Consider the following 21,222-nt stretch of genomic DNA (forward strand, 5'->3'; position numbering starts at 1 on the left):
TGGACGACCTCTTTCCCCTACATTTCCCCCGAAATACCTTCGCTTACTCCGACACGTCTTGTGACTGCCCGTATTCGCGACGGAACAATCCGCATTCCATGGGTACGCTGCGCATTCCCACAATCTCACACCGTGGCGATCTCCAGCTCCTCGAGTCGCTGCCAGACCGGCCGCATCGCCACCTCCGGCTCCCGGGCGAACAAACTACCCCGGATACGTACGAAAACGCAGTTGCCGACCCGTTCCAGCACCGCCTGCCGCCGCATGTCCGACTCCCACTGATCCGGCCCCTGATAGGAATCGGTGTCGCACTCGATCGCCAGCCGGCGGCCGTCCGGGGCGTTCACCACGAAATCGATCCGGTAACCACCGATCCGGAACTGCGGAATCGGTCGATAACCCCGCTCGACCAACAACTTCATGACCTCACGTTCGAAATCGGTCTCGCAGTTACCGGCCGGGTCGGCCGCGGCGGCCTCCAGCGGAAGATCGATGGCGTACGACAGCAGCAGTCGCCTGGCGTCGTCGTCCAGCAGGGCGTTCGGCCGTACCGAATGGAAGATCCACAGCTGGTCGCGGGCCCGCGAGGCGGCCACGTTGATCCGCCGGTGGTAGTCCCGTTTGGTGAACGCCGCGATCCGCGGATCCCGCTCCGAGACCACCATCGACACCAGCACCACGTCCCGCTCGTCACCCTGGAACGTGTACGCGTCACCGACCCGCAGCCGCCGCGCCTGGATCTCGTCCTCACCGATCGCCTCACGCAACTGCTCCAGCAGCCACGCCGCCTGCCCACTGCTGCTCAGCAGGCTGATCACGCCGAGGGTCCGGCCGTCGTACCGGGGATCCGCCACGATCTTGGTGACCCGCTCGACCAGGGCGGTGGCCTCCTCCACGTTCACGTCGCCGTACCCGGCCAGCGGCTGCCGTTCGCCCGCCTCGCAGAACACCGTCTGGATCGGCGGCAGCGCCGGGCGGTCCGCCCGCAACGGCAGGATCCGGTGGTCGTAGTAGTGCCGCGAGGAGAACTCGACGATCTGCGGCACGCTGCGGAAATGCTCGGTCAGCAGGATCCGCTCCGGGGAACGGCGCACCGCGTGGTCGTACAGCGAGGACTCGGGGTCGAAATGCTCCGCCGACGGCACCCCGGTCAGATGCCGCTTGATCAGCCCCTGCACCGCGCCGGCGAACCCGAGCTGCGGGCCGATCTGCTGATCGTCGCCGACCACCACGGCCCGTTCGGCGAGCGAGAGCACCGGCAGCGCGAACAGGTCCGCCTGCGACGCCTCGTCGACGATCACCACGTCGAACCGGGCGCCCCCGGCGAACTGCTCGATCGCCCGGTCCACCGACATCACCCAGACCGGCACCGCGGTGACCGCCTGCTCCATCGCGCGCTGCGCGTGCGCCTGCCAGGTCGCGGCGGTCCGCCCGGTCCCCTTACCGATCTTGCGGAGCGCGGCGGTCCAGTCGGCCAGCGCGGCCCGGCGCCTGTCGTCGAGCGCCCGGGACACCTCCAGCCACGCCGACGCCACCACGAGTTCGCTGGTCAGCCGCTTGATCCGGTCCCGGGACCGCTCCACCCGGCGGGCCAGCACGGCCGGATCGATCTCACCGACCACCCCGTCGAACCAGGTCTGCGCCCGCCGCCACTCCCACGCCTCCAGGCACGCCTGGCCGGAGACCACCGGAAGCTCGCCGTCGCCGATCATCACCGCCCACTCCGGCGCGGCCACCGACAGCCGCCGGAACGCCGCGTCGAACCGCATCACGTCCGGCTGCAACAGCACCAGCCGGCGGACCTCGGCGATCGCCTCATCCCAGCCGTCCAGCTCCTCCCACGCCCGGGTCAGGTGCGGCCACGGCGCCACCCGGTCGGCGACCGCGCGCTCCATCGCCCGGGTCTTCTCCAGGGTGAAGACCTCGGCCGCCGCCTCCAGCGACTCGGCCACCCCGGCCAGCGTCGCGGAATCCACCGTCAGGTCCCGCTGCGGCATCAGCACCGCGATCCGCCGGGCCAGCGGCGGCCAGCGGTTCAGGTCGAAGTCCAGCGACTGGTTCGCCTCGGTCAGCAGCGTGCCGGCCCAGATCTCCGGATCGCCCCAGCCACCCGCCGGCTCCGGCACCGACAGCCGCCGCACCCACTCCGTCCAGGCGTCACCCAGCCGGCGGCGGGCCTGCGCGCGGCGCACCGCCTGCACCGCCAGATCCACGTCCTCGACCGTGCGCAACGGTTCGTCGTCCACCCGGACCTCGTCGGCCAGCCGGAACAGGCCGGCCTGCAGCAGACGGTTCAGGTGCTTGCCGGAGGCGAACCGCTGACGCACCTCGTCCAGGCGGGTGAGCAGCAGTTTCGGCTCGGCCAGCAGTTGCTCGGCGATCGACACCCGATGACCGGTCAGCTCCCGGGACAGCGACGCCAGCTCGGTGAACAGGGTCTCCGTGGCGACCACCTGGTCGTTCCACAGGGTCCGCCAGTGCGGGTCGTCCAGCAACCGGCCCAGCCGGCCCGTCCACTGGTCCTCCCGCCGGCGCAGCCACGCCACCGACTCACGCAGCTCCGTCAGCAGCTCGGTCATCCCGGTGCGGTTCTCCCCGCGTACCGCAACCATGTCGACGCCCTCGTCCGCCAACCGCGAGATGCGCTCCTCCGTCTCCGCGCACTTCGCCCGGGCCGCCGTGGCAGTGGCCCTGTCCGGCAGATCGGAGATCTCCGGCAGCGGCCGCATCGACGCCGCACGATCCTCCGGAGGCAGCCGGGTCGCCAGCTTCAGCAGCATGGCGAACTCCTCGATGGTCAGCGGCGGCGGACCGGACACCGGATCCGGGATGCCACCCTGCACCGCCGCCCGTTCCCGCAGCCAGGCGCCCACCTCGGCGGGAAAAAGAGCGACACCGCCGATCTGGTACGTCTGGGCTTCGCTCTCCGCGATCTGCCGCAGCCCGGCCATCGCCGCCGCCAGCTCGCGCTCCGCCTCCTCCAGATTGCGGGTCAGCCGGTTCACCCGGCGCGCCTCGGCCTCCCGGTCCAGAGTCGCCGCCCGGTCCGACAGCTCCCGCGCCGCCAACTGCAACTGCACCAGCTGATCGGTGGTCCGGCCGAGCACCGCCAGGCACAGCGCCCGCACCTCCTCCGGCAGGCCGTCGCGCAGCACCCGCAGCGGCTCCTCCTTCTGCGCCACCACCAGGACCCGCTTGCCGTTCGCCATCAGGTGACAGATCAGGTTGCGGATCGTGTGCGTCTTGCCGGTGCCCGGCGGGCCCTGCACCGCCACGTTCCGGTGGTGCGCCAGCCGGCGGGCGATCGACTCCTGCGCCGCGTTCGTCGGCAACGGCATGAGCAGTCGCTCGCCCACCCGCTCCCACGTCTCCGGCCGGTCGTCCGGCATCAGCAGCCGGCTCGGCTCGTGCGCCACCACCGCGGCCAGCGCGCCGACCCCGGTCAGATCACCACCGGTCAGCCGGTCCCGCAGGTTCTCCAGGAAACCGCGCAACTGACGCTGCCGCGGGCGGGCGAACAGGACCGCGACGTCCCGGATCCCGGCCCGCTCGATCGGCGCCCCGCCGTCCACCACGACCCGGTCCTCACCCAGACGGGTCAGGGCGCGCTCGAAGAAGTCCCGCCGCTCGGCGTCGTTCCACAGATCCACCTCGACCGTGCCGCCCGGGCCGGCCAGGCTGCTCAACTGGGCCAGGTGCCGGTCGTCCAAGCCGGAGAGAGCCTCCAGCTGCAGCCGGGACGGGCCGGCCGGGGACACCCTGATCAGGGCCTCGTCCGCGTCGTACTCGATCAGGACCGGGGTGGCGACCAGCGGGTAGCGGACCTTGGCGCCGTCGACCGTGGTCTCCACGATGCCGTGGCCCCAGACCAGCTCGGCGGTGGCCGCCGCCATGTCCAGCTGGTGCATCCGGTCGAACAGCTTCCGATGCAGCTCACGGGTCTGCTCGGTCCGGGTGGTCAGCTCCGACCAGGGACGCCACGTGGTGTCCCGCCAGATCGCGAAGTCGTCGGTCGTCGGCCCGGTCGGCTCCTCGGCCGCCGTCACCTCCCCGCGCAACCGGCGGCGCAGAGCCGCCGGAACCGCCACCGGCCCCGGCATCTCCGGCCGGCCCACCCGCAGCCAGGAGGCGTCGTCACCATCCGGGCCGACCTGACAGCCGGCATGTTCGGGCAGGTCACGGAGCCAGTGCGCGTCGGACGGCACGGTGCGGGCCGGACGATCCATCTGTGCCCGGACGGCGAGCAGATAGTCGGCGACCGCCACCGCCCGATCCCGGATCGTGGTGGGCGATTCACGCTGCTCGGCCATCTTCGGGAGTTTAGGGCGTGCCCTCGTTCCGGTGAGGTTGCGTACCGCCCTGTTTCGGGCCTGCGCGCGGGCTTAAGGAACCGCTAAGGTTACGGCCGCCGATCTTGCACATCGAAGGCCATTGGGGACGCACGTGAACCAGGGATGGGCGGAGCGCGACGGGAACGAGCACTACTGGCCCGCGCAGCCGCCGATGATTCCGCCTTCGTTCTACGCCACACCGACCGATCCGCTGGTCAGCCCCGACTACCCGGGCTGGTGGCGGCGCAGCGTGGCCCTGGCCGGCCGGATCTGGAAACCCGCACTGCTGCTGCACACGATCGCCGCGGTGCCGTCGCTGGCGCTGACCGTCCCCGCCGATGTCGCCCTCACCGGCGAGGCCCGCGATCTGCAGCCCGCCATCCTCGGCGACCAGCCCGGACTGTCCGTGCTGGTCCCCTACCTGGGCGCCACATTCGTCTTCCTGGTAGCCGTCGTGATCGCCAGCCTGATCGCGGCGGTCGCCACCGCGATCAACGTGCAGCTGGTGGTGCAGGCCGCCACCGGTCAGCCGGTCAGCCTGCGGACCGCTGCCGGGGCCGGTCTGCGCCGGGCGCCCGCCGTGATCGGGTGGGCCCTGGTCGCCAACCTGCTGACCAGTGTCGCCTTGCTGATGTGCGTGCTGCCGATCTTCTATGTGGGGGCGGCGCTGATGGTTCTGCCGGTTCTGGTCACGCTGGAGCGAGGCTCCGGGGTGAGCCGGTCCTTCACCCTGTTCCATGCCGATCTGGGGACTTCGGTCTCCCGGGTGGCGACGGTGTTCGCCGTGACGGCGGCCACGATGTTCACCTTCGGCATGGTCGAGGTGTTCCTGGAGGCCGTCATCGGCGGCGTGGCCGGGACTGTGGTGGCGGCCCTGTTCAACGGCGTCTACCTGCTGGTGGCCGGGGTGCTGGTGACCCCACTGCTGGTCACGGCGTACGCCGACATGCGCGCCCGCCTCGAACCCTTCTCCACCGCCTACCTGATGCCACACCCCATCAACAACCCGACAACCTGACGCGGGTACGCCTACCCCCACCACCTCACCGAGCGGCGCACCCACCCCTTCCACCCACGGCGGTCACGCAGCCGCCTCCACCGCTCCTCCACCCACCGCGTCACGCACCTGCCTCGCCCGGCAGTTTTCACCCACCACGCTCTTTCACCCGCCACGCGACGCGGGTGCCACGCCACGCTCCTGCACCCGCCTCGCGCTTTCACCCACCACGCGGCTGCCACGCCACGCGCTTTCACCCACCCCGCAATTTCGCCCACCCCAAAACGCGGCTGCCACGCAATGCGGCTGCTCCTGCACCCGCCGGATGTCCGCGGGTGCCACGCCTCGCTCTTGGACCTGCCTCGCTCCCTTACCCGCCACGCTGTTTCACCCGCCACGCAACGCGGCTGCCACGCCCACCTTTTCCGCCCGCCGCGTGACGCGGCCGCCTCCCCTCCGCTTACCTGCGGCCTCAGGGGAACTGCATGCGGCGCGGACGCGGGATCACCGGCGGCGGCAGCGGGAGATCGTCGAGGTGACTCCAGCTCAGCAGGCCGTTGTCAGTCGACTTGATCTCCCCCAGGCAGGCGCGGAGCAGACCCAGGTTGGGGGCACCCGCGAACCCGGCGATGACGACCTCGGGCCGGGGAACGATCCGGGCGATGGCGCCACAGATCTTCGCGACCTCACGTTCGTCGACGGCGTCCAGCGGGAGCGGGGCCTCGACCGGCGACCGGCGCCACGGCGGCCCGAACCGGCGCAACAACTCGCGGGCGAGCCGGCCGAACGAGCGCCCCACCTCGGCATCCCGCATCGACACCCGGGCGGACTGCCCGTAGCACCACGGCACGATCACATGCCCGTTGATCAGAACGAGCTGGTAGACCGAGCGCGGCACGCTGATGATCTCGGCACCCGGGAGAGCACCCAGAAAAAGGACCAGTTCCTCGTACGGCAACCCCCACCGCGGGTTCGCCAGCACACGTTCCATGGTCTGGGTCATGGCCGGATGAGCGTGCACCTCGCGGTCGATCGCCGTGCTCAACGCTTCCGGCACCCGGGTCCACAATTCGTCGGCGATCTTGTCGCCGAACTGCTCGACCAGCCACTCACTGGGACCGACGAGAACGTCTGGACGCATTCCTCACCACCACCGTCCGTGTTGCCGACGTCACTGCTGGCTAGAAGAGTTGCACTTCCATTGATCGACTGGAAGAGGTTGGAGCGAGATCACAAATACAAACGTGAATGAACTCAGCCCGGTCGATCAATGCTTAGCCACAACACTGGAGCAGCGGGGCGGCAGACCGCAAAACATGCAACTTGCGCAACACGGGTCACGCGCAACTTGCATGGCCGTTTCGCTATTCGCCACCATCCGATATTCAACCCGAGAGTTATTTCCAAGCGGTGACACACAGGCAAACAACGTTTCACACAACGTGATCAAATACGGCGCGACCTGCGACGCAGCCCCACAAATGATCAACAAGCCGCACCCGTGCCGGTCGGTGCGGATGGTGAAATCAATTGCAGTACGCGCGTCTCTTTTCACCCCGATCCGCCCCCAAGCCGACCCGCCGGCCCCATGACCCCTCAGGGACGGCACTCCACTGTCGGATTCCCGTCAGTTCACTCATGCACGCTGATCGATCACCAGACGCCGCACCACCGCACCCTCAGGTAAGCGCTCTCCCGACAAGGCTGGTCAAAGCACCGCCCTCACCCCGCCGCCTCACACCCAAGATCAGCACCCACCATCCACACTGTCCCCACCCCGACAGCCGACGTGAACCCCGCAAGACCCCCGATCACTTCCGGACGCCCCATTAATCCCCTTCGCGGCAATCAGCCACACTTCCCACCAGAGACCATTCAAACCTACCGATAGGTAGATTCCCGCCCCCCGCCCGAACCGACCCCAACAGATTTCCAGCCCCGCCCCGGACAACTATTTTGGCGCACCGCCAATTAACACCGTCCAGCTTCTTCTCAGGAAGAAGGAGTCCAGGAACGAGCAGCACCGCCCACCCAAATCCCACACCCCCGGAAGAATTCCCAATCCCAACCCGAGAGCCAGATTCCGCAGACACAACCACCCCCTCGCAACCAGCCAACGACATCACCGTCCCCCACCGAACAACGACCGATGGCCACCCAACGGGCAGTGGTCCGCAGACGGCAGAAGTGGGCGGCAGGCGGCGGGTAGCAGGCGGCGGGCAGCGACGGCCAGCGGACGGCAGGCGGCCAGCAAGCGCTGGGCGGCGAACGGCCGACAAGCAACGGGCAGCGGGCGGCTGGCAAGCGGTAGACGGCGGGCGGCCGGCAAGCAACGGGTAGCGGGCGGCTGGCAAGCAGTGGACGGCGGACGGCCGACAAGCAACGGGCAGTGGGCAGCTGGCAAGCGGTGGACGGCGGGCGGCCGGCAAGCGACGGGCAGTGGGCGATGCGCGTCCGGCGGGCGGAGGTCAGGCGGGCGGGGAAGGGTCTGGTGGTGGGGGTGGCTGGAACGGGAGCCACGTTTCGCGGTGTTCGAGGTATGGGATTGTGTTGTCCGGGAACCAGAGCAGGCCTGTGGAACTGGACGCTGTGCCGATCAGGAAGTCGTATCCGCGGACCAAGGCCACCGGCACCGGGGAGATCGCGGCCAGTTCGGTGAAGAGGGCTCTTGCCTCGGCCAACTGGCGGTCTCGGTCGGGCACGGTGATTCCTACGGCCAGGACCAGCGGGAATACATCCAGGAACGACGGCTCGTCGTCGGAGAAGACGTCAGAGATGTCGGCAGAGAAGTCGCCGGAGAAGTCGGCAGTGAAGTCGGCAGGATCGGAAGCCGGACCAACGACGGGGTCGGGAGCGCCGTCGAGGGATCGGTCGATGAACAGGTCGTTGCGGTGCAACTCGCCGCCGATCTGGCCTCCGGACGTTAGGGGACGGCTCAGATACGTCTCACCTGCGGGGCCGCGGATCACTGTCATGCCGGCTGCGGGGGCGAACTCGGCGGCGAAGGCCGATGGGGCTTGCCGGGACTGGAAGTAGATGTGCTCTTGTGTGGACACCGGCACCATCCTCAGGGCAACTCGAGCATTGTTCCGTCGGCCAGGATCACCCGGGCCCGGTCCGGCAGGGCCGAGCCGTGGACCCGCGCCTGGCCGGCCGCGCGTGCCCAACCGTGCCGGGCCACCTCCTCGGTCACGCCGGCCGACCGGCCGTCGATCACCACATCGCCGCCGCCGTGCGGTGCGAGCTGTTTGCCGGCGGCCAGGATGTTCGAGCGCATGCTGGAGCTGGAGGCGCTCTCCGGCGTCTTGAACTCGGTGACCACCCCGGGATCGTCGGGCCCACTCCGTACCATCGCGTCTGGGCTGGTCAGACCTGTCACGTCCTCCACCCGCCGCCGTGGATGCACCATCCTGCCCTCGGCTGCGAGCAGGTCGGCGATCGAGCGTTCCTTGTCGGCGAACAGCTTCTCCGGATCGTCCACCCCGGCCCGGAAGGCCCCGCCGAGTGAAACCCGCTCCGCTCCGGCGTCGCGTGGACCGGAGCCGCCACCCGGCGTCTTGCCCCCGCCGCCGCCCGGCGACTTACCCCCGCCTGCATCCGAACGGGACCTGAGGGAACGGATCAGGTCCCGGACCTTGTCGCCCTGCGCGACGAGTTTGCGCAGGCTGTCGATCAGCCCTTTCAGCCAGCGCCCGATCTTGGCGGCCCAGGCCGCGCACACGGCCGTCACCTGACTCACCACCATCGGCAGCGCGATGCCGCGGGTGGCGAGGATCTCGGCCGCCCACACCACCAGACGGGCGACCACCGCGGCGATCGCGTCCCGGATCATCAGCCGGACCGAGCCGACCAGCCCGCCGGCGCCCTCGGCCATCGCGGCCAGGGTGCCGGCCGTGGTGCCGAGGGCCCGCAGCTCGGTCTCCCGGTCACCGGCCCAGGCCCGATAGGCCTCGGCGGCCGCGCCGGTCCACGAAGCGATCTCCGACCGGGCCGCCTGGCCGAGGGCGTCCGCCTCGGTGGTCAGCGCGACGGACACCCCGGACCAGGTCCGGGCGTGGGCCGAGATCGCCGCGGCGTCCCCGGCCAGCCAGTCGAGGGTCTCGGCGAGCGGCTCGACCTGCTCGATCAGCCAGGCCACCCCGAACTGGGCGATGCTGCCGAGCGGGTCCACCACCACGGCCAGGCCGTCGAGGGCGCCGCCGGCCCCGGCCAGTGAGCCGTCGATCCAGCTGTCGTTGCGGATCGCCGCGTCGATGTCGCGCACGTCCTCGGCGATGGTGACCCCGGCCCAGCTGTCCGTCTCGCGGTCGCCGGGTGTGGCGACCAGTGGGTTGACCGGTGCGGTCATCGGATGGCCCGGAAGGCGTCAGCCCGGCGCTGGTCGGCGGCCTGATAGTCGGCGGTGTTGGCGCTCAGCCGGTCACCGCCGGCACGCAGGCCGGCGGCCGCCGCGTCGATCGCCGCGACCACCGTGTCCTGCAGCGTGCCGAGGGCGGCCGGGACCAGCGCGCACAACCGCCCGTAGGACTCGGGCCCGGCGCGCACCGCCCGGCCCGCCTCCGCGGCGACGGTGACCTGGTCGCCGGTGGCCCGGACGGTGCCGGCGTGGGTGGCCAGCTCGGGATGCCGGACCCGGAGCTGCTCAGTCACGACAGCCGTCCTCCGGGCGGAGCCGGGCCGCGAAGGTCTCGATGATCGCCCGCCCGGTCGCCGAGTCGGCGCCGACGGTCTCTCTGGTGGCGGCCTCCACCGTGGTGACCATGGCGGTCCGCGCCGCGCGCAGGGTGCTCAGGATCTCCCGCGCGGTGGCGGACGCGGGCCGTCGCCGGATGCCCTCGCCCAGATCGAGACCGGTCAGGTCGCCGCCGGAGCCGACGGTCACGGTGACCAGGCCGTCGGGACTTCGCGCGGTCTCGGTGAGCCGGGCCAGGCGGGACGACAGCTCGAGCGCCCGCCGGGCCCGCTCCTCGATGGTGCCCCGCCACTCGTCGATCAGTCTCTCGGCCTCCCCGAGGCCACGCGCGTCGAACATGGAACCCTTTCCATTCACCGTGATGACTTCGCGACCGACGGTAGCGAGATCGGCGACAACGCGGAGAAGGCCTGTGGATAACTCGGTTCAGCGGGGTCCGACGGTGTCCCACGAATGCCGGAACCGGGCCGGCGGGAGGTTCCATTCGCGCAGCACAGCGAGGAGTTCGGCCTCGTCGGAGGCGGTCGCGTGCCGCAGCCGGACGGCGCCGGGATCGTGGTCGTACCCCTCCAGGCCGTCCGACTCGAACTCCCAGTGCTCGACGTCGAATCCGCGGCCCGCGACCGGGACGACGTGCGCGAGGGCCCAGCGGTGCGGCTGCGAGGCCGGGAGCCGGACGCCGAGGCGGCGGCCCAGGCGCAGCGCGGCCAGCTCCGCGGCCGGCCAGACCCATTCGTGCTCGCCCATGATCGGTACGAAGGTACCGCGATACCGTTCCGGGGTGGGTTCCAACGTGCTCGTCAGCCCGGCCGAGGAGGCCGCGACAGTCATCGCCGCCGTGCTCCACGATCTCACCACCGGTGACCATCGCGGGGTGGTGGTCGACTCCCCGCCCGGCGCGGGCAAGTCGACGCTCGTGGTGCGGGCGGCCGGTGAGCTGGCCGCGACAGGCGATCCCCTGATGATCGTGGCGCAGACGAACGAGCAGGTGGACGACCTGATCGAGCGGCTGGGCGCGCGCTCGCCGGAGATCGGGGTGGGCCGGCTGTCGGCAGTCGACTACCTGCCTTCGGATCGGGTCAAGGCGCATCCGGCCTGCCGGGTCGCGGCCAAGGTCGGCGATCTGGGGTCACCATCGGTCACCATCGGTACGGCGGCGAAGTGGGCGACTGTGACCGAGGGCACCTGGCCGTGGGCGATCGTCGACGAGGCCTACCAGATGCGGTCGGACGCCCTGTTGCGTGTCGCGCCACGGTTCGAGCGGGCGCTGTTCGTGGGCGATCCCGGTCAGCTCGATCCGTTCTCGACGGTCGAGGTGGACCGCTGGATCGGGCTCTCCTGGGATCCGATGTTGAGTGCGGTGGCCGTGCTGCTGCGCCACAATCCGGACCTTCCGGTGCACCGGCTGCCGGTTTCGTGGCGTTTGCCCGCGTCGGCCGCCCCGGTGGTGGCCCGGGCGTTCTACCCCTTCACCGGCTTCCGGTCGGGCACCGGGCCGGGCGATCGCACGCTCACTTTCGGACAGTCCGCGCGTGACCCCTTCGACGAGGCACTGGATTCCGCGGCGGCGACCGGGTGGGGGTTGCACGAGCTGGCCGAGCGCTTCACCGTTCGTACCGACGCGGAAGCCGCCGCCGCCTGCGCGCAACTCGCCGCACGGGCCTTGACCAGGGACGGCGTCGCGTCCTCGGAGTCCGGCACCGGCCCGCTCACCGCGGACCGGATCGCGGTCGGCGCCGCGCATCGCGACCAGGTCGCGGTGATCAGATCGTTGCTGCCGGCGGAGGCCGCCGAGGTCACCGTCGACACCGCCAACCGGCTCCAGGGCCGGGAGTACGACCTGACGATCGTCCTGCATCCGCTCTCCGGCCGGCGGGACGCGACCGCCTTCCACCTGGAGTCCGGGCGGCTCTGCGTGCTGACCTCCCGGCACCGGCACGGCTGCGTGGTGGTGGCGCGGGCGGGCATCGCCGAGTTGCTGGACGCGCACCCGTCGACCGAGCCGGTGCACCTGAATGTTCCCGTGAAGTTTCCCGACGGGTGGGAGGCCAATCAATCGATGCTTGCCCATCTATACCGGTCGTGACGGTACCGTGTGTCAATGAAGCGCGACCGGGTGTATCACCCGATCCTGCGGCCCCGCCGGGGTGAACTCACTGCCCTGGCACACCTCTCGGACGATGACGCCCAGCGCGTCACGCCCATCGTGGAACTGGAGCCGGGCGACACTCTGGTACCGCTGATACGCGAGCTGCGGCCACGTAGTGGGACGATCGCCGTCGATTTCGGGGACGTGCCGGAACCGGCCGGTGATCCGGAGCGGCTGGCACTGCGCCTGGCCGAGCTGGGGATCGCGATGATTCCGGTGCTCCGGCCGTACGAAAGCAGTCTTCGCCTTTCGGCCCACGGCAACGCCGCGCGGATGCACCGGCGGCGCGCCGTGCTGCGTCTGCGTCCGCATGCGGACGCGGCCAACCCGGCCGAGGCGGACGCGGTGACCGCGCGGGTGCTGCGGGCCACGGCTCTCGATCCGGACGAGATCGACCTGTTGATCGACCTGGCCGAGACGGCCTGTGTGGCGCACACCACCGAGGTCGAGGAGCGGGCTCGGCGGGTGTTGCGCTGGGCCCGGTCGGCGCCGTGGCGTTCGGTGAGCGTGGCGGCCGGCGCGATGCCGCCCAACCTGGACGACCTGCCGACCGATCGGCCGGTCGCGGTGGGCCGGCTCGACGTCCGGGTCTGGGCGCGGCTCGGCGAACCGGGTATGGGGTACGCGGACTATGGCGTCACGTCCCCGGTCCGGCGCCACGGCGTTCAGCATCACCGGCAGCTTCCGACATTGCGGTACACCTCCGACCGGGACTGGTGGATCTACCGCTGGGCGCGGCGCGGCGGCCGTAGTGACGACCGCTGCCACGACCTGTGCCGGGCCCTGGTCACGTCGCCGCAGTGGCCACCGGCGGGCGCCCGGTTCTCCTGGGGTGACGCCGAGATCGCCAAGCGGGCCCGGACCGCGCGGGGCGCCGGCAGCTCGGCCAGCTGGATCGCCTGGAGCACCTCGCACCACATCGCGCACGTCCTGCGGACGCTGCCGGAGGCCGGATAATTGTCGTACGGTTGTTCTAATGTCGCTCATGGCCGCCCTCGCGTACGCCCGGCACGGCATCCCCGTCCTGCCGGTGCACACGCCTGACCGGGGTGGCTCCTGTTCCTGCGACAAAGGAGCCCGATGCGATCGATCCGGCAAGCACCCACGGCTCCGGCACGGCCTGTCCGAGGCCTCGACCGATCCGCAGCAGATCCAGCTCTGGTGGACCTTCTGGCCACGCGCCAACGTGGGCCTGCGCACTGGAGTGGTGATGGACGTGGCCGATGTCGACTCGGCCGAGGGCTGGCACGGGCTTCGCCACCTGCTCGGCGGCGACGTGGCGCCCGGTCCGCAGGTGCGCAGCGGCGGGGGCGGCCGGCACCTGTGGTTCCGCCCGACCGGGTGGGGCAACCGGGTCCGCCTGGTCGCGGGGCTCGACTGGCGCGGTGTGGGTGGTTATGTCTTGGCGCCGCCGTCGCGGCATGCCCGCGGTGCCGACTACCGCTGGATCCGGCGGCCCGCGGTGACCCTCCCGGTGGTGCCGTCCGCCCTGCTCACCCTGATCGCGGGCCCGCCGCCACCAGCCGTGCGGTCCGGCCCGATCCTGTACCCGGACCGCTATGCCGAAGCCGCTCTCGACGCCGAAACGGCCCGGGTCGCCGGAGCCGTCGAGGGCACCCGCAACGACACGTTGAACCGAGCGGCCTTCATGCTGGGCCGGCTGATCGGGGCCGGGCTGCTGGACGAGCCGGAGGTCCGGCGGGAACTGACGGCCGCGGCCCGGCAGGCGGGGCTGGGCTGGTCCGAGATCCGCGGCACCCTCCGCTCCGGGTTGACGGCGGGGCGACGACATCCGCTCGCGACCAGCCCACCGAGTGCCGCCTGACGGTCAAACCCGACTTTTCAGTACGCGGACCTGCCACGGTGACCGTCGGCGACAAGAACGACACGCGCGAACCGTCCGCTGTCCCGGCATCTGGTCGATACCGGGCCGACACGCGCGGGCCGAATCCGGTTCCCGCTTCCGGGCGTTCTCCGGGACGATCCCGGGCACACGTCCCTGACCAGCACATTCACCCACAACGGCAGGCCTGTTGTGCGGGGTCGGATCGGCCGTTCGGCCGTGCCGAAACGGATGATCGGGTCACCCGGGCACGAACGACTCCCGTCTTCCCGCCGGTAACCTGGCGTTCGGAACGGCCGGGGGGCGATGTGCTTCAGTGGGACGTGATCAGCGACGCCGACCGGGTGGTGCTCACCGACCCGCGGCGGCTGCGATCGGTGCGCCGGATAGCCGGTGGCCCGCTGCCCGACGACGCCTTCGACCGGGTGGCCATGCTGGTGCGCAAGCTGGTCGACGCCCCGATCTGCGCGGTGTGCCTGGTCGGCGACGACCGGCAGATCCTGTCCGGGCAGACCGGTGTGCCCGATCCGCTCTCCTCGGCCCGGGAGATGCCGCTGACCCACTCGTTCAGCCGGCACGTGGTGGCCGCCGGGGCGATGCTCGTCGTCTCCGACGTCCGGACCGAACCACGGATGCGCGACAACCCGGTGATCCAGGAGATCGGGGCCATCGCGTACGCCGGAGCGCCGATCACCGACCCGGACGGGCTGATCGTCGGCGCGCTCTGCGCCGTCGACCAGGAGCCACGGGTCTGGACCCCGAGTGAGGTCGCCCTGCTCAGCGAGCTGGCCGAGGTCTGCTCGTCGGAGGTCTGCCTGCGGATCGCCCGGGCCGCCGCCGAGGAGGCCCGGCGCGCCGCCGAGTCGGCACACCAGCAGCTCGAGCTGCTCGCCGACCTGACCGAGTCGCTGGCCGCCACGATGGACATGGACGAGGCCATGCGGCGACTCGGTGACATCGTCACGGCCACCCTCGCCGATTGGTGCGTGGTCGCGGTCGCGGAGGATCCGGGCGGCTCCGCCCTGGTCTCCACCGCCCACGGCGACCCGGATCGGGCCGCCGACATGGAGCGGCTCGCCGCGTTGGCCACCGACGCCCGGGCTGACCTGCGGGCGATGCTGCGGGCCGCCCACCGCACCGGCCGGCCGATCCGCACCCCCGGCATGCGCAGCCGGATCACCGATCCCGAGGTGGCCGCGATCACCGACCGGGCCGGATTCGGAGCGGCCATGATCGTGCCGATCGTGTCCCCGGTGCGGCGCCGCCCGATCGGGGCGTTACTGCTGGTCAACCGGCCCGATCGGGAGGACTTCAGCGCCGCCGAGGAGTGGACGGCCGCCGAGGTCGGCCGGCGGGCCGGGCTCGCCGTGGAGAACAGCCGGCTCTACCGGGAGCAACGGCACATGGCCGAGGTGCTGCAGCGCAGCCTGCTCACCGAGCTGCCGCAGATCCCGGGAATCCAGCTGCACGCCCGATATCTCCCGGCGCAGGACGGCGCGGCGGTCGGCGGGGACTGGTACGACGCGTTCGCCCAGCCCGACGGCAGCGTCATGGTCGCGGTCGGGGACGTCTCCGGGCACGACATCGAGGCGGCTGCCACCATGGGGCAGCTGCGCAACCTGGTCCGGGGCGATGCCTACGGGCGCGACGAGGAACCCGGGGCGCTTCTCACCGATCTCGACCGCACTCTGTACGGGTTGCACGTGCCCGCCTCGGCCACCGCGGTGCTCGCCCGGGTCCGCCGGTCCGCCTCCGGATACAAGATCAGTTTCGCCAACGCCGGGCATCCGCCGCCGTTGCTGCTGCAACCGGACGGCAGCGTCCAGGTCTGGTGGGTGCCGCCGGAGCCGCTGCTCGGGCTCGGGTTGCCGCTCCGGGAGCCACGGACCACCGCGCGGCGCTGGGTGCCACCCGGTTCGACGCTGATCCTCTACACCGACGGCCTGGTCGAGGACCGCGAACAACTCCTCGACGAGGGCATCGCCCGTCTCTCCGAGGTGTTGCGCGCCAACGCGGGCCGACCGGCCGACGACCTGTGCACCAGCCTGCTGGCGGCGGCCCCACGCCGCAGCGACGACATCGCCCTGCTCCTGGTCCACCTGACCTGACTGCGAGGCTGGCGGTGTCGGCTCGTTGGTGATGGGCTGCCACCTGGTCCGATCCGCCTCACCTCGCTCTATCCGCCTGCGCCCGGTCCACCTCGCGCTGCTCCCGGTCTGCTTCGGGGTCCGGGCCACCCGCGAGGCGGTCCTGCCCTACCTGCGGCAACGTCCCTCCTTCCTTCGGAGGTGAGGGTCACCGGAAAGGGCGGCTCAGAGAGAGGTCGCGGCCGTGTTCGGGATGACCTCCGGGCGGTAAGCGAGGGCCGGATCGGAGGAGAACACCGGGTCAGGCGTGGGCGCCGGGTCAGGCGTGAGCGGCGCCTCGGGCGTGAGGGCCGTGGCCGGGTCGGGGTTCAAGGGCGCGGTGTCGTCGGCGGGTGGCGGCGTGGGCTCCTCGTAGATCGGGGGACCGCCGTGTGTCCAGGGGGTCTCGGCCGGGTCGGGGAGCGCGCCGCCCGGGCGGTACGCCTCGCTCAACGTGGTCAGGGTGATGGGCTCGCCGACCGCCGGGACGCTTCCCGGCTCGGCCACCAGGCGACGGCCCATGCCGCCGGAGAGTTCCAGGAGGACGTCGTGGCCTCCGGCGGCCGGGGCGACCGAGATGACCTTCGCCTTCTGGGCGGGACGGGACGGTGACGTCAGGTTGGTGTTCGGTTCCACCCGGACCGGTTCGGTCGTGTGGACCATGATGCGGGGGCGGAGCACCGGGCGCCGGCCCGTGTCGTCCACCCGATCGGGGTTGGCCAGGGTGACGATGCCGGCGAAGGCCGAGCCGGTCAGCCGGTACTCGGCCAGGACCAGCGGGTCGTCGAAGGCCCGCTGGACGGCGTACCGGGCGGCCGCGCTCTCCAGGCGCTGGAGGCGGGCCGCCGCGGCCACCGCCCCGTCGCGGCGGGGCTGCGGCGGACCGCCCTCGGCCACATGCTGACTGAAAGCGGTGAAAGCGTCCCGGTCGGCGTCCCAGCGGGACCGCACCCGCTCACCGGCCGGCAGGGTGCGCAGCAGCGAAAGGGTGCGCCACATCCGCTGCCAGGTCGGCAGGAGCAGTTCGTGCAGCACCTGCCGAAGCTCGGGGGCGGAGCGTTCGATGAGTGGGGCCAGCACCCGGTTGTCGAAGTCCGGGTCGGTGGCGGGGCCGGCCACCGGGCCGTTCTCGGCTTCCCGGGCAGCGGCCGCGCCCTGTTCGATCCAGGCGAGCTGGACACCGAACTGTGCGTCCTCGGCGCCGCTCTGCCCGGTCACCCAATGCAGACCCAGCGCTTGTACGGCGTTCGTCAGCAACGTCGACCCGGGCACCTCGGCGCTGTTGGCGAAGAAGGTCAGCCAGCGGCCGAGCAACGGGACGGCGGGCGGTACCGGATGGTCGCCGTCGATCTTGAGGAAGCGGGTGGACCGGCCCAGGAGCCGCAGGAAGTCGATGCCGGCCGGGTTCGGCACCCAGAGCTGGGGTGCGTCCACGTACCGCTGCCGGACGTCCTTGCCCCGGTCGACCGGGACGTCCTCGGTCTCGGCCGCGAACGAGCCGACGTGCGGGACCAGCACTTCGGCGAGTTCGGCGGCGAAGCGGAAACGGTCGGCCCGGTTGCGCGGCTGGTCGACGGTGAGCAGCCGCGGGCGGGCCGGGTCGGTGCCGATCATCATGGCCAGGGGCGCGTTCGCCTCCCCGGCCATGGCCAGCGGGATCAACACCATCGGATGATCGTGTACGTGCAGGTGGCGCACGGTGGCGACGGGTTGTGCCCGGCCGGCGACGACGGCTTGCGCCCGGGCTAGCGCGGTCAGAGTGCTCACCGCACCACCATCCAGGAGGAGCCGCCGGAGAACGGCGAGGCCGACATCCAGGAGGAGCCGCCGGAAAACGGCGCGGCCGAGAAATCCGAAACTCGTGGCGCGGATCGAGAACCAAAACTGAGGGGCGCCGCGATAAGCAAGGTAGAGGGCAACACAGCCGGCGAAGCGGAAGACGGCGCAGACGGGAGGCCCGAAATGAGCGGGGGGATCACCATGACGGGAGTGGTGGGCGTGTTCAAGAAAGGGCCTCGGACCGCAAGCGGAGGGCGGCTTGGAGCAGGGCTGCCGCTTCGGCCTGTTCGTCTGTCGGGGTCTGACGGCCCTCGGCCAGGGCCAGGACCTCGGTGACCGTGGGGATGCCGCCGAGGGATTCGCGGACCGCGCGGCCCAGTGCGGCCGTGCTGCCGGACGCCTCGTTGCGGCAGTAAACCGAGAGTTCGCAGGCCGAGAGGCATTCCGGGGCGTAACGGGGTTCGATCTCGGTGAGCGCGTCGATCAGGTCGGCCGGTTCGAGGGCCAGGTCGAAGGTCAGGCCGTCGGGCAGGGCGTCGATCAGGGTCTCGACCGAGGCGAGGCGGGAGAGCTGTCGTCGCAGGGTGGAGAGCTGTTTGCGGACGTCGAGGACGACCGCGGTGGGTTGCAGGGTGAAGTCTCGCGGGCAGAAGAGGACCACCTCGTGGTTGACCAGGGACGGGTCCTGACCGAGGCGGGTGAGGAGGTCACGGAGGGCCAGGACGTAGACGGCGGCCTGGACCGCGGCGGCTGACACCTTGGCGCTCTCGGCCTGGTCGTCGATGATCGCGAACGACTTGATCTCGACGACCTGAATACGGGCCTGAGTGCTACCCGGGGTGGCCGAGGGGCGGGCCCAGGCGATCAGGTCGGGCTCCAGGTAAACCGTCTGGCCGGCGATCTCCAGGGTCAGCAGTGGGTGGTCGACGAGCGCGGCCTGGGCGGAGGCCAGCAGTGTGGCGGTTCGGGTGTGGCGTTCGCCGAGGGTGTCGTCGCTGTCGGCGCCCATGTCCTGATAGCCGAGGCCGGCTTCGGCGGAGAGGACGGTGCGGAGCAGGGCGCAGTCGTCGGCCTTGAGCATGGCTTCGAAAGCGTTGCCCCGGGTCAGCGCGAAACGGGACTGGCCGAAACTGCCGGGGAAGCCGACCCGCTCGGCGAGCTTGGTCTTGTCGATGCCGGCCGCGTCGAGGACCGCTCGGCGGTTGCAGCCGGGATTGCCGGTGAGCGCTGCGATGGTTCGCGCGTTGTGACGTTTGGCCTTGCCGGCGCCGCGTAACTGGTCGAGCCGGTTCTGCTGCACGGACACCGCCCTTGGGGAAGATCGGAAACTACGACTGTAGAACGCCGAAATCACTGCGGCAATTCACCCACGGGAGGTGAATAAATCGCACATATCAGACATATAATGACTCACGCGCTACGTTCGGGACATGCCGAAGGCCATCTGGAATGACGAAGTGATCGCGGAGAGTGAAGACACCGTGGTGCTGGAAGGTAACCACTACTTCCCCCTCGCCAGCATTCGGGAGGACGTCCTCGTTCCCTCGGAGACGCACACCGTCTGCCCCTGGAAGGGCAAAGCGTCCTACTACTCGCTGCGTGCCGACGGGCACACCGCCCCGGACGCCGCCTGGTTCTACCCCGACCCGAAGCCGGACGCCTCCGCGGTCCGCGACCGGGTCGCCTTCCGCGGAGGCGTCCTGATCGAGGCCTGAAGCAAAGATCCCGATCCGGGCCCGAGCAAGGGCCCGGATCCAGACCCCAGCAAGGTCCGACCGGAACCCGAGCAGAAGACCCAGGCCAGGCCCGAGCAAGAAGCCCGGCCGGGGCCCGATCGGAAGCCCGACCCGGCCCGAGCAAGAGGCCGATCGGGGCCCGAACGGAAGCCCGACCCGACTCGAGCAAGAGGCCCGGGCAAAAGGCCCGAACAAAAGGCCCGGCCTGACCCGGCTTGAACGGGAGGTTCAGGCAGGGGCTGAGCAGGAGGTTTGGTTGCGGACCGGGTGAGGGGTCTGAGCACCGGGCCCGCGTGCGGGGTCGGCGCGACGTCTTGAACAGTTGGGGGCCCGCTCACGTGATTCGCGGGTGGGCCTCCTCGATTGCTGTTACCTCCAGGTAGTCCAGCATGTCCCGTTGTTCCGCGTCGTCCAGGGCGGCGAACGCGTCGTACGCCTCGGACCGGGAGTGCGGGGTCTCCGCCGCCAGCAGTGCGATGATCGCTGACCAGGCCAGGGACACCCGGTCGAAGAGTCGCGCCCGTCGTAGCGAGGTGAGCCGGGACAGCATGCCGACCTTGGTGGCCGCGTCGTCGTCGAGCGCCACCCGGTCGCAGAGTTCGAACAGGGCCCGGCCCCGGTACGGGTGCTCGGACTCGATCATCCGGGCCAGTTCGGCGTTGCCCATCCGGTCGACCGGTGGCGCGGGGCCACGGCGGGGCAGGGACTGACCGGGTTCACCGTGCACGACTGTCGCGTCCGCTCTCGAATCCGTTGCCCGGAAGCTGGTGCGGCAACGTCGGTGTGTGATGAAAGGTGGGAAACGTCGGCGCCGGCATCACCGGCTCGTCGGCCTTCTCAAGAACGTCCTCAAGAACGTCGACGCGCTCCTCCGCGTCCTGTTCTTCATCCAGCACGTTTTGCCCTCCGTTACCGACTTGCGGTGATGACGTCCCATGAGATCACGGTCGCGCAAACCTCGCGAGCACCCACCGTGGTGACTCCCGCCGGTCACCCGACCCGGCGACCGCCGTAACCTGCATGCAACGCATCGACCGGCGCGAACGGGACCGAGGGGGCGACGTGCACACAGGCCAGGAGGGCGAGGAGCCCCAGGAGTGGCGCTCCGTGTTGATCGACCTCTCCGAGGTGCCGGTCGCCGAAATTGTCGAGCGGGACGACTCCGCGCTGGCCCGTGCGATGCGCCGGGTCACCGACGAGGCGTCCCGGAGCGAGCCGATAGCCGGTTTCAACTCCGCTCTGTAATCTTCCGATGACCGCGCAACCGTTCCGGCTGACCGACGCCGCATTCATCGCGCTCGGTGCCGGCCGCCCGTCCGGCGAAACCCTCGGCACGCTGCGCCGCGCCGAGCGGACCAGGCATCTGCTTCTCTTGCGACAGGCGTTGCGCAGGGTTTCCGACACTCCTGGGTGGTACGCCGACCCGCCCGACGACCCGATGACCGGCCTGTGGGCAACCCGCCCACCCCAAAAAGCGGAAATCACAGCGGTCCAAGAACCAGCAGCCAAAGCGGACCAAGAAGCGGCAGCCGAAGCAGGGCAAGAACCAGCAGCCGAAGCGGACCGAG

At 70.7% G+C, this 21,222-nt stretch carries 18 protein-coding genes; 7 read left to right on the top strand and 11 right to left on the bottom strand.

Translation table 11 applies throughout. The features are described 5' to 3' along the window. Positions 1–125 precede the first annotated feature (125 nt). Complete coding sequence (locus Aco03nite_RS20995) at positions 126–4,310, bottom strand: PDDEXK-like endonuclease domain-containing protein (RefSeq protein ID WP_203797088.1); 4,185 nt, start codon at positions 4,308–4,310, stop codon at positions 126–128. 133 nt (positions 4,311–4,443) lie between these two features. On the opposite strand from Aco03nite_RS20995, the gene Aco03nite_RS21000 reads away from it, so the two are divergent. After that, complete coding sequence (locus Aco03nite_RS21000) at positions 4,444–5,349, top strand: hypothetical protein (RefSeq protein WP_203797089.1); 906 nt, start codon at positions 4,444–4,446, stop codon at positions 5,347–5,349. A gap of 451 nt (positions 5,350–5,800) precedes the next feature. On the opposite strand, the gene Aco03nite_RS21005 is transcribed toward Aco03nite_RS21000, so the two are convergent. The 6 genes from Aco03nite_RS21005 to Aco03nite_RS21030 all read right to left on the bottom strand — a co-directional run bounded on the left by Aco03nite_RS21005 (position 5,801) and on the right by Aco03nite_RS21030 (position 10,768). After that, a complete protein-coding gene (locus Aco03nite_RS21005; protein ID WP_203797090.1) occupies positions 5,801–6,469 on the bottom strand; it encodes a hypothetical protein in 669 nt (222 codons plus the stop codon). 1,327 nt (positions 6,470–7,796) lie between these two features. Then, positions 7,797–8,384 carry a hypothetical protein gene (locus tag Aco03nite_RS21010; RefSeq protein WP_203797091.1) on the bottom strand — a complete coding sequence of 196 codons (588 nt, stop codon included), beginning with the start codon at positions 8,382–8,384 and terminating at the stop codon, positions 7,797–7,799. An 11-nt stretch (positions 8,385–8,395) separates the two neighbouring features. Further along, positions 8,396–9,676 carry a WXG100-like domain-containing protein gene (locus Aco03nite_RS21015; protein ID WP_203797092.1) on the bottom strand — a complete coding sequence of 427 codons (1,281 nt, stop codon included), beginning with the start codon at positions 9,674–9,676 and terminating at the stop codon, positions 8,396–8,398. Beyond that, complete coding sequence (locus Aco03nite_RS21020; protein WP_203797093.1) at positions 9,673–9,978, bottom strand: type VII secretion target; 306 nt, start codon at positions 9,976–9,978, stop codon at positions 9,673–9,675. Before Aco03nite_RS21020 ends, Aco03nite_RS21015 begins: the two co-directional genes overlap by 4 nt. Next, the gene (locus Aco03nite_RS21025; protein WP_203797094.1) at positions 9,971–10,360 is read right to left on the bottom strand and encodes a YbaB/EbfC family nucleoid-associated protein; all 390 of its coding nucleotides are present in this window, start codon (positions 10,358–10,360) and stop codon (positions 9,971–9,973) included. Before Aco03nite_RS21025 ends, Aco03nite_RS21020 begins: the two co-directional genes overlap by 8 nt. A gap of 87 nt (positions 10,361–10,447) precedes the next feature. Next, entirely contained in the window at positions 10,448–10,768 is a 321-nt protein-coding gene (locus Aco03nite_RS21030; protein ID WP_203797095.1) for a hypothetical protein, read from the bottom strand. A gap of 34 nt (positions 10,769–10,802) precedes the next feature. On the opposite strand from Aco03nite_RS21030, the gene Aco03nite_RS21035 reads away from it, so the two are divergent. The 4 genes from Aco03nite_RS21035 to Aco03nite_RS21050 all read left to right on the top strand — a co-directional run bounded on the left by Aco03nite_RS21035 (position 10,803) and on the right by Aco03nite_RS21050 (position 16,121). Beyond that, positions 10,803–12,107, top strand: coding sequence for an AAA family ATPase (locus Aco03nite_RS21035; protein ID WP_373872622.1), 1,305 nt, complete (start codon positions 10,803–10,805; stop codon positions 12,105–12,107). 15 nt (positions 12,108–12,122) lie between these two features. After that, positions 12,123–13,127 carry a beta family protein gene (locus tag Aco03nite_RS21040; protein ID WP_203797097.1) on the top strand — a complete coding sequence of 335 codons (1,005 nt, stop codon included), beginning with the start codon at positions 12,123–12,125 and terminating at the stop codon, positions 13,125–13,127. 19 nt (positions 13,128–13,146) lie between these two features. Then, complete coding sequence (locus tag Aco03nite_RS21045; protein ID WP_203797098.1) at positions 13,147–13,995, top strand: bifunctional DNA primase/polymerase; 849 nt, start codon at positions 13,147–13,149, stop codon at positions 13,993–13,995. Positions 13,996–14,321: 326 nt separating this feature from the next. After that, complete coding sequence (locus Aco03nite_RS21050) at positions 14,322–16,121, top strand: GAF domain-containing SpoIIE family protein phosphatase (RefSeq protein ID WP_203797099.1); 1,800 nt, start codon at positions 14,322–14,324, stop codon at positions 16,119–16,121. Between the two features lie 204 nt (positions 16,122–16,325). Here the strand turns inward: Aco03nite_RS21050 and Aco03nite_RS21055 are convergent, their stop codons facing one another. Together Aco03nite_RS21055 and Aco03nite_RS21060 are read right to left on the bottom strand one after the other, a co-directional pair. Further along, positions 16,326–17,906: a hypothetical protein gene (locus Aco03nite_RS21055; RefSeq protein WP_239145317.1), complete on the bottom strand. Its 1,581-nt coding sequence runs from the start codon at positions 17,904–17,906 to the stop codon at positions 16,326–16,328. A 235-nt stretch (positions 17,907–18,141) separates the two neighbouring features. Then, positions 18,142–19,224 carry a hypothetical protein gene (locus tag Aco03nite_RS21060; RefSeq protein WP_203797100.1) on the bottom strand — a complete coding sequence of 361 codons (1,083 nt, stop codon included), beginning with the start codon at positions 19,222–19,224 and terminating at the stop codon, positions 18,142–18,144. A 124-nt stretch (positions 19,225–19,348) separates the two neighbouring features. On the opposite strand from Aco03nite_RS21060, the gene Aco03nite_RS21065 reads away from it, so the two are divergent. Continuing rightward, a complete protein-coding gene (locus tag Aco03nite_RS21065; protein WP_203797101.1) occupies positions 19,349–19,633 on the top strand; it encodes a DUF427 domain-containing protein in 285 nt (94 codons plus the stop codon). 355 nt (positions 19,634–19,988) lie between these two features. On the opposite strand, the gene Aco03nite_RS21070 is transcribed toward Aco03nite_RS21065, so the two are convergent. After that, complete coding sequence (locus Aco03nite_RS21070) at positions 19,989–20,381, bottom strand: hypothetical protein (protein ID WP_239145318.1); 393 nt, start codon at positions 20,379–20,381, stop codon at positions 19,989–19,991. Then, complete coding sequence (locus tag Aco03nite_RS21075) at positions 20,371–20,550, bottom strand: hypothetical protein (protein WP_203797102.1); 180 nt, start codon at positions 20,548–20,550, stop codon at positions 20,371–20,373. Before Aco03nite_RS21075 ends, Aco03nite_RS21070 begins: the two co-directional genes overlap by 11 nt. 166 nt (positions 20,551–20,716) lie before the next feature. On the opposite strand from Aco03nite_RS21075, the gene fxsA reads away from it, so the two are divergent. After that, positions 20,717–20,899: an FxSxx-COOH cyclophane-containing RiPP peptide gene (gene fxsA, locus Aco03nite_RS21080; protein ID WP_239145319.1), complete on the top strand. Its 183-nt coding sequence runs from the start codon at positions 20,717–20,719 to the stop codon at positions 20,897–20,899. Positions 20,900–21,222: the final 323 nt, after the last annotated feature.

Origin of the sequence: Actinoplanes couchii (assembly GCF_016862075.1) — a bacterium.
GTDB lineage: Bacteria > Actinomycetota > Actinomycetes > Mycobacteriales > Micromonosporaceae > Actinoplanes > Actinoplanes couchii.

Excerpts from the sequence above, each read along its gene's own strand:
- Aco03nite_RS21065 (WP_203797101.1), top strand. The coding sequence starts at position 19,349 with ATGCCGAAGGCCATCTGGAATGACGAAGTGATCGCGGAGAGTGAAGAC.
- Aco03nite_RS21015 (WP_203797092.1), bottom strand. The coding sequence starts at position 9,676 with ATGACCGCACCGGTCAACCCACTGGTCGCCACACCCGGCGACCGCGAG.
- Aco03nite_RS21045 (WP_203797098.1), top strand. The coding sequence starts at position 13,147 with ATGTCGCTCATGGCCGCCCTCGCGTACGCCCGGCACGGCATCCCCGTC.
- Aco03nite_RS21005 (WP_203797090.1), bottom strand. The coding sequence starts at position 6,469 with ATGCGTCCAGACGTTCTCGTCGGTCCCAGTGAGTGGCTGGTCGAGCAG.
- Aco03nite_RS21025 (WP_203797094.1), bottom strand. The coding sequence starts at position 10,360 with ATGTTCGACGCGCGTGGCCTCGGGGAGGCCGAGAGACTGATCGACGAG.
- Aco03nite_RS20995 (WP_203797088.1), bottom strand. The coding sequence starts at position 4,310 with ATGGCCGAGCAGCGTGAATCGCCCACCACGATCCGGGATCGGGCGGTG.
- Aco03nite_RS21040 (WP_203797097.1), top strand. The coding sequence starts at position 12,123 with ATGAAGCGCGACCGGGTGTATCACCCGATCCTGCGGCCCCGCCGGGGT.
- Aco03nite_RS21030 (WP_203797095.1), bottom strand. The coding sequence starts at position 10,768 with ATGGGCGAGCACGAATGGGTCTGGCCGGCCGCGGAGCTGGCCGCGCTG.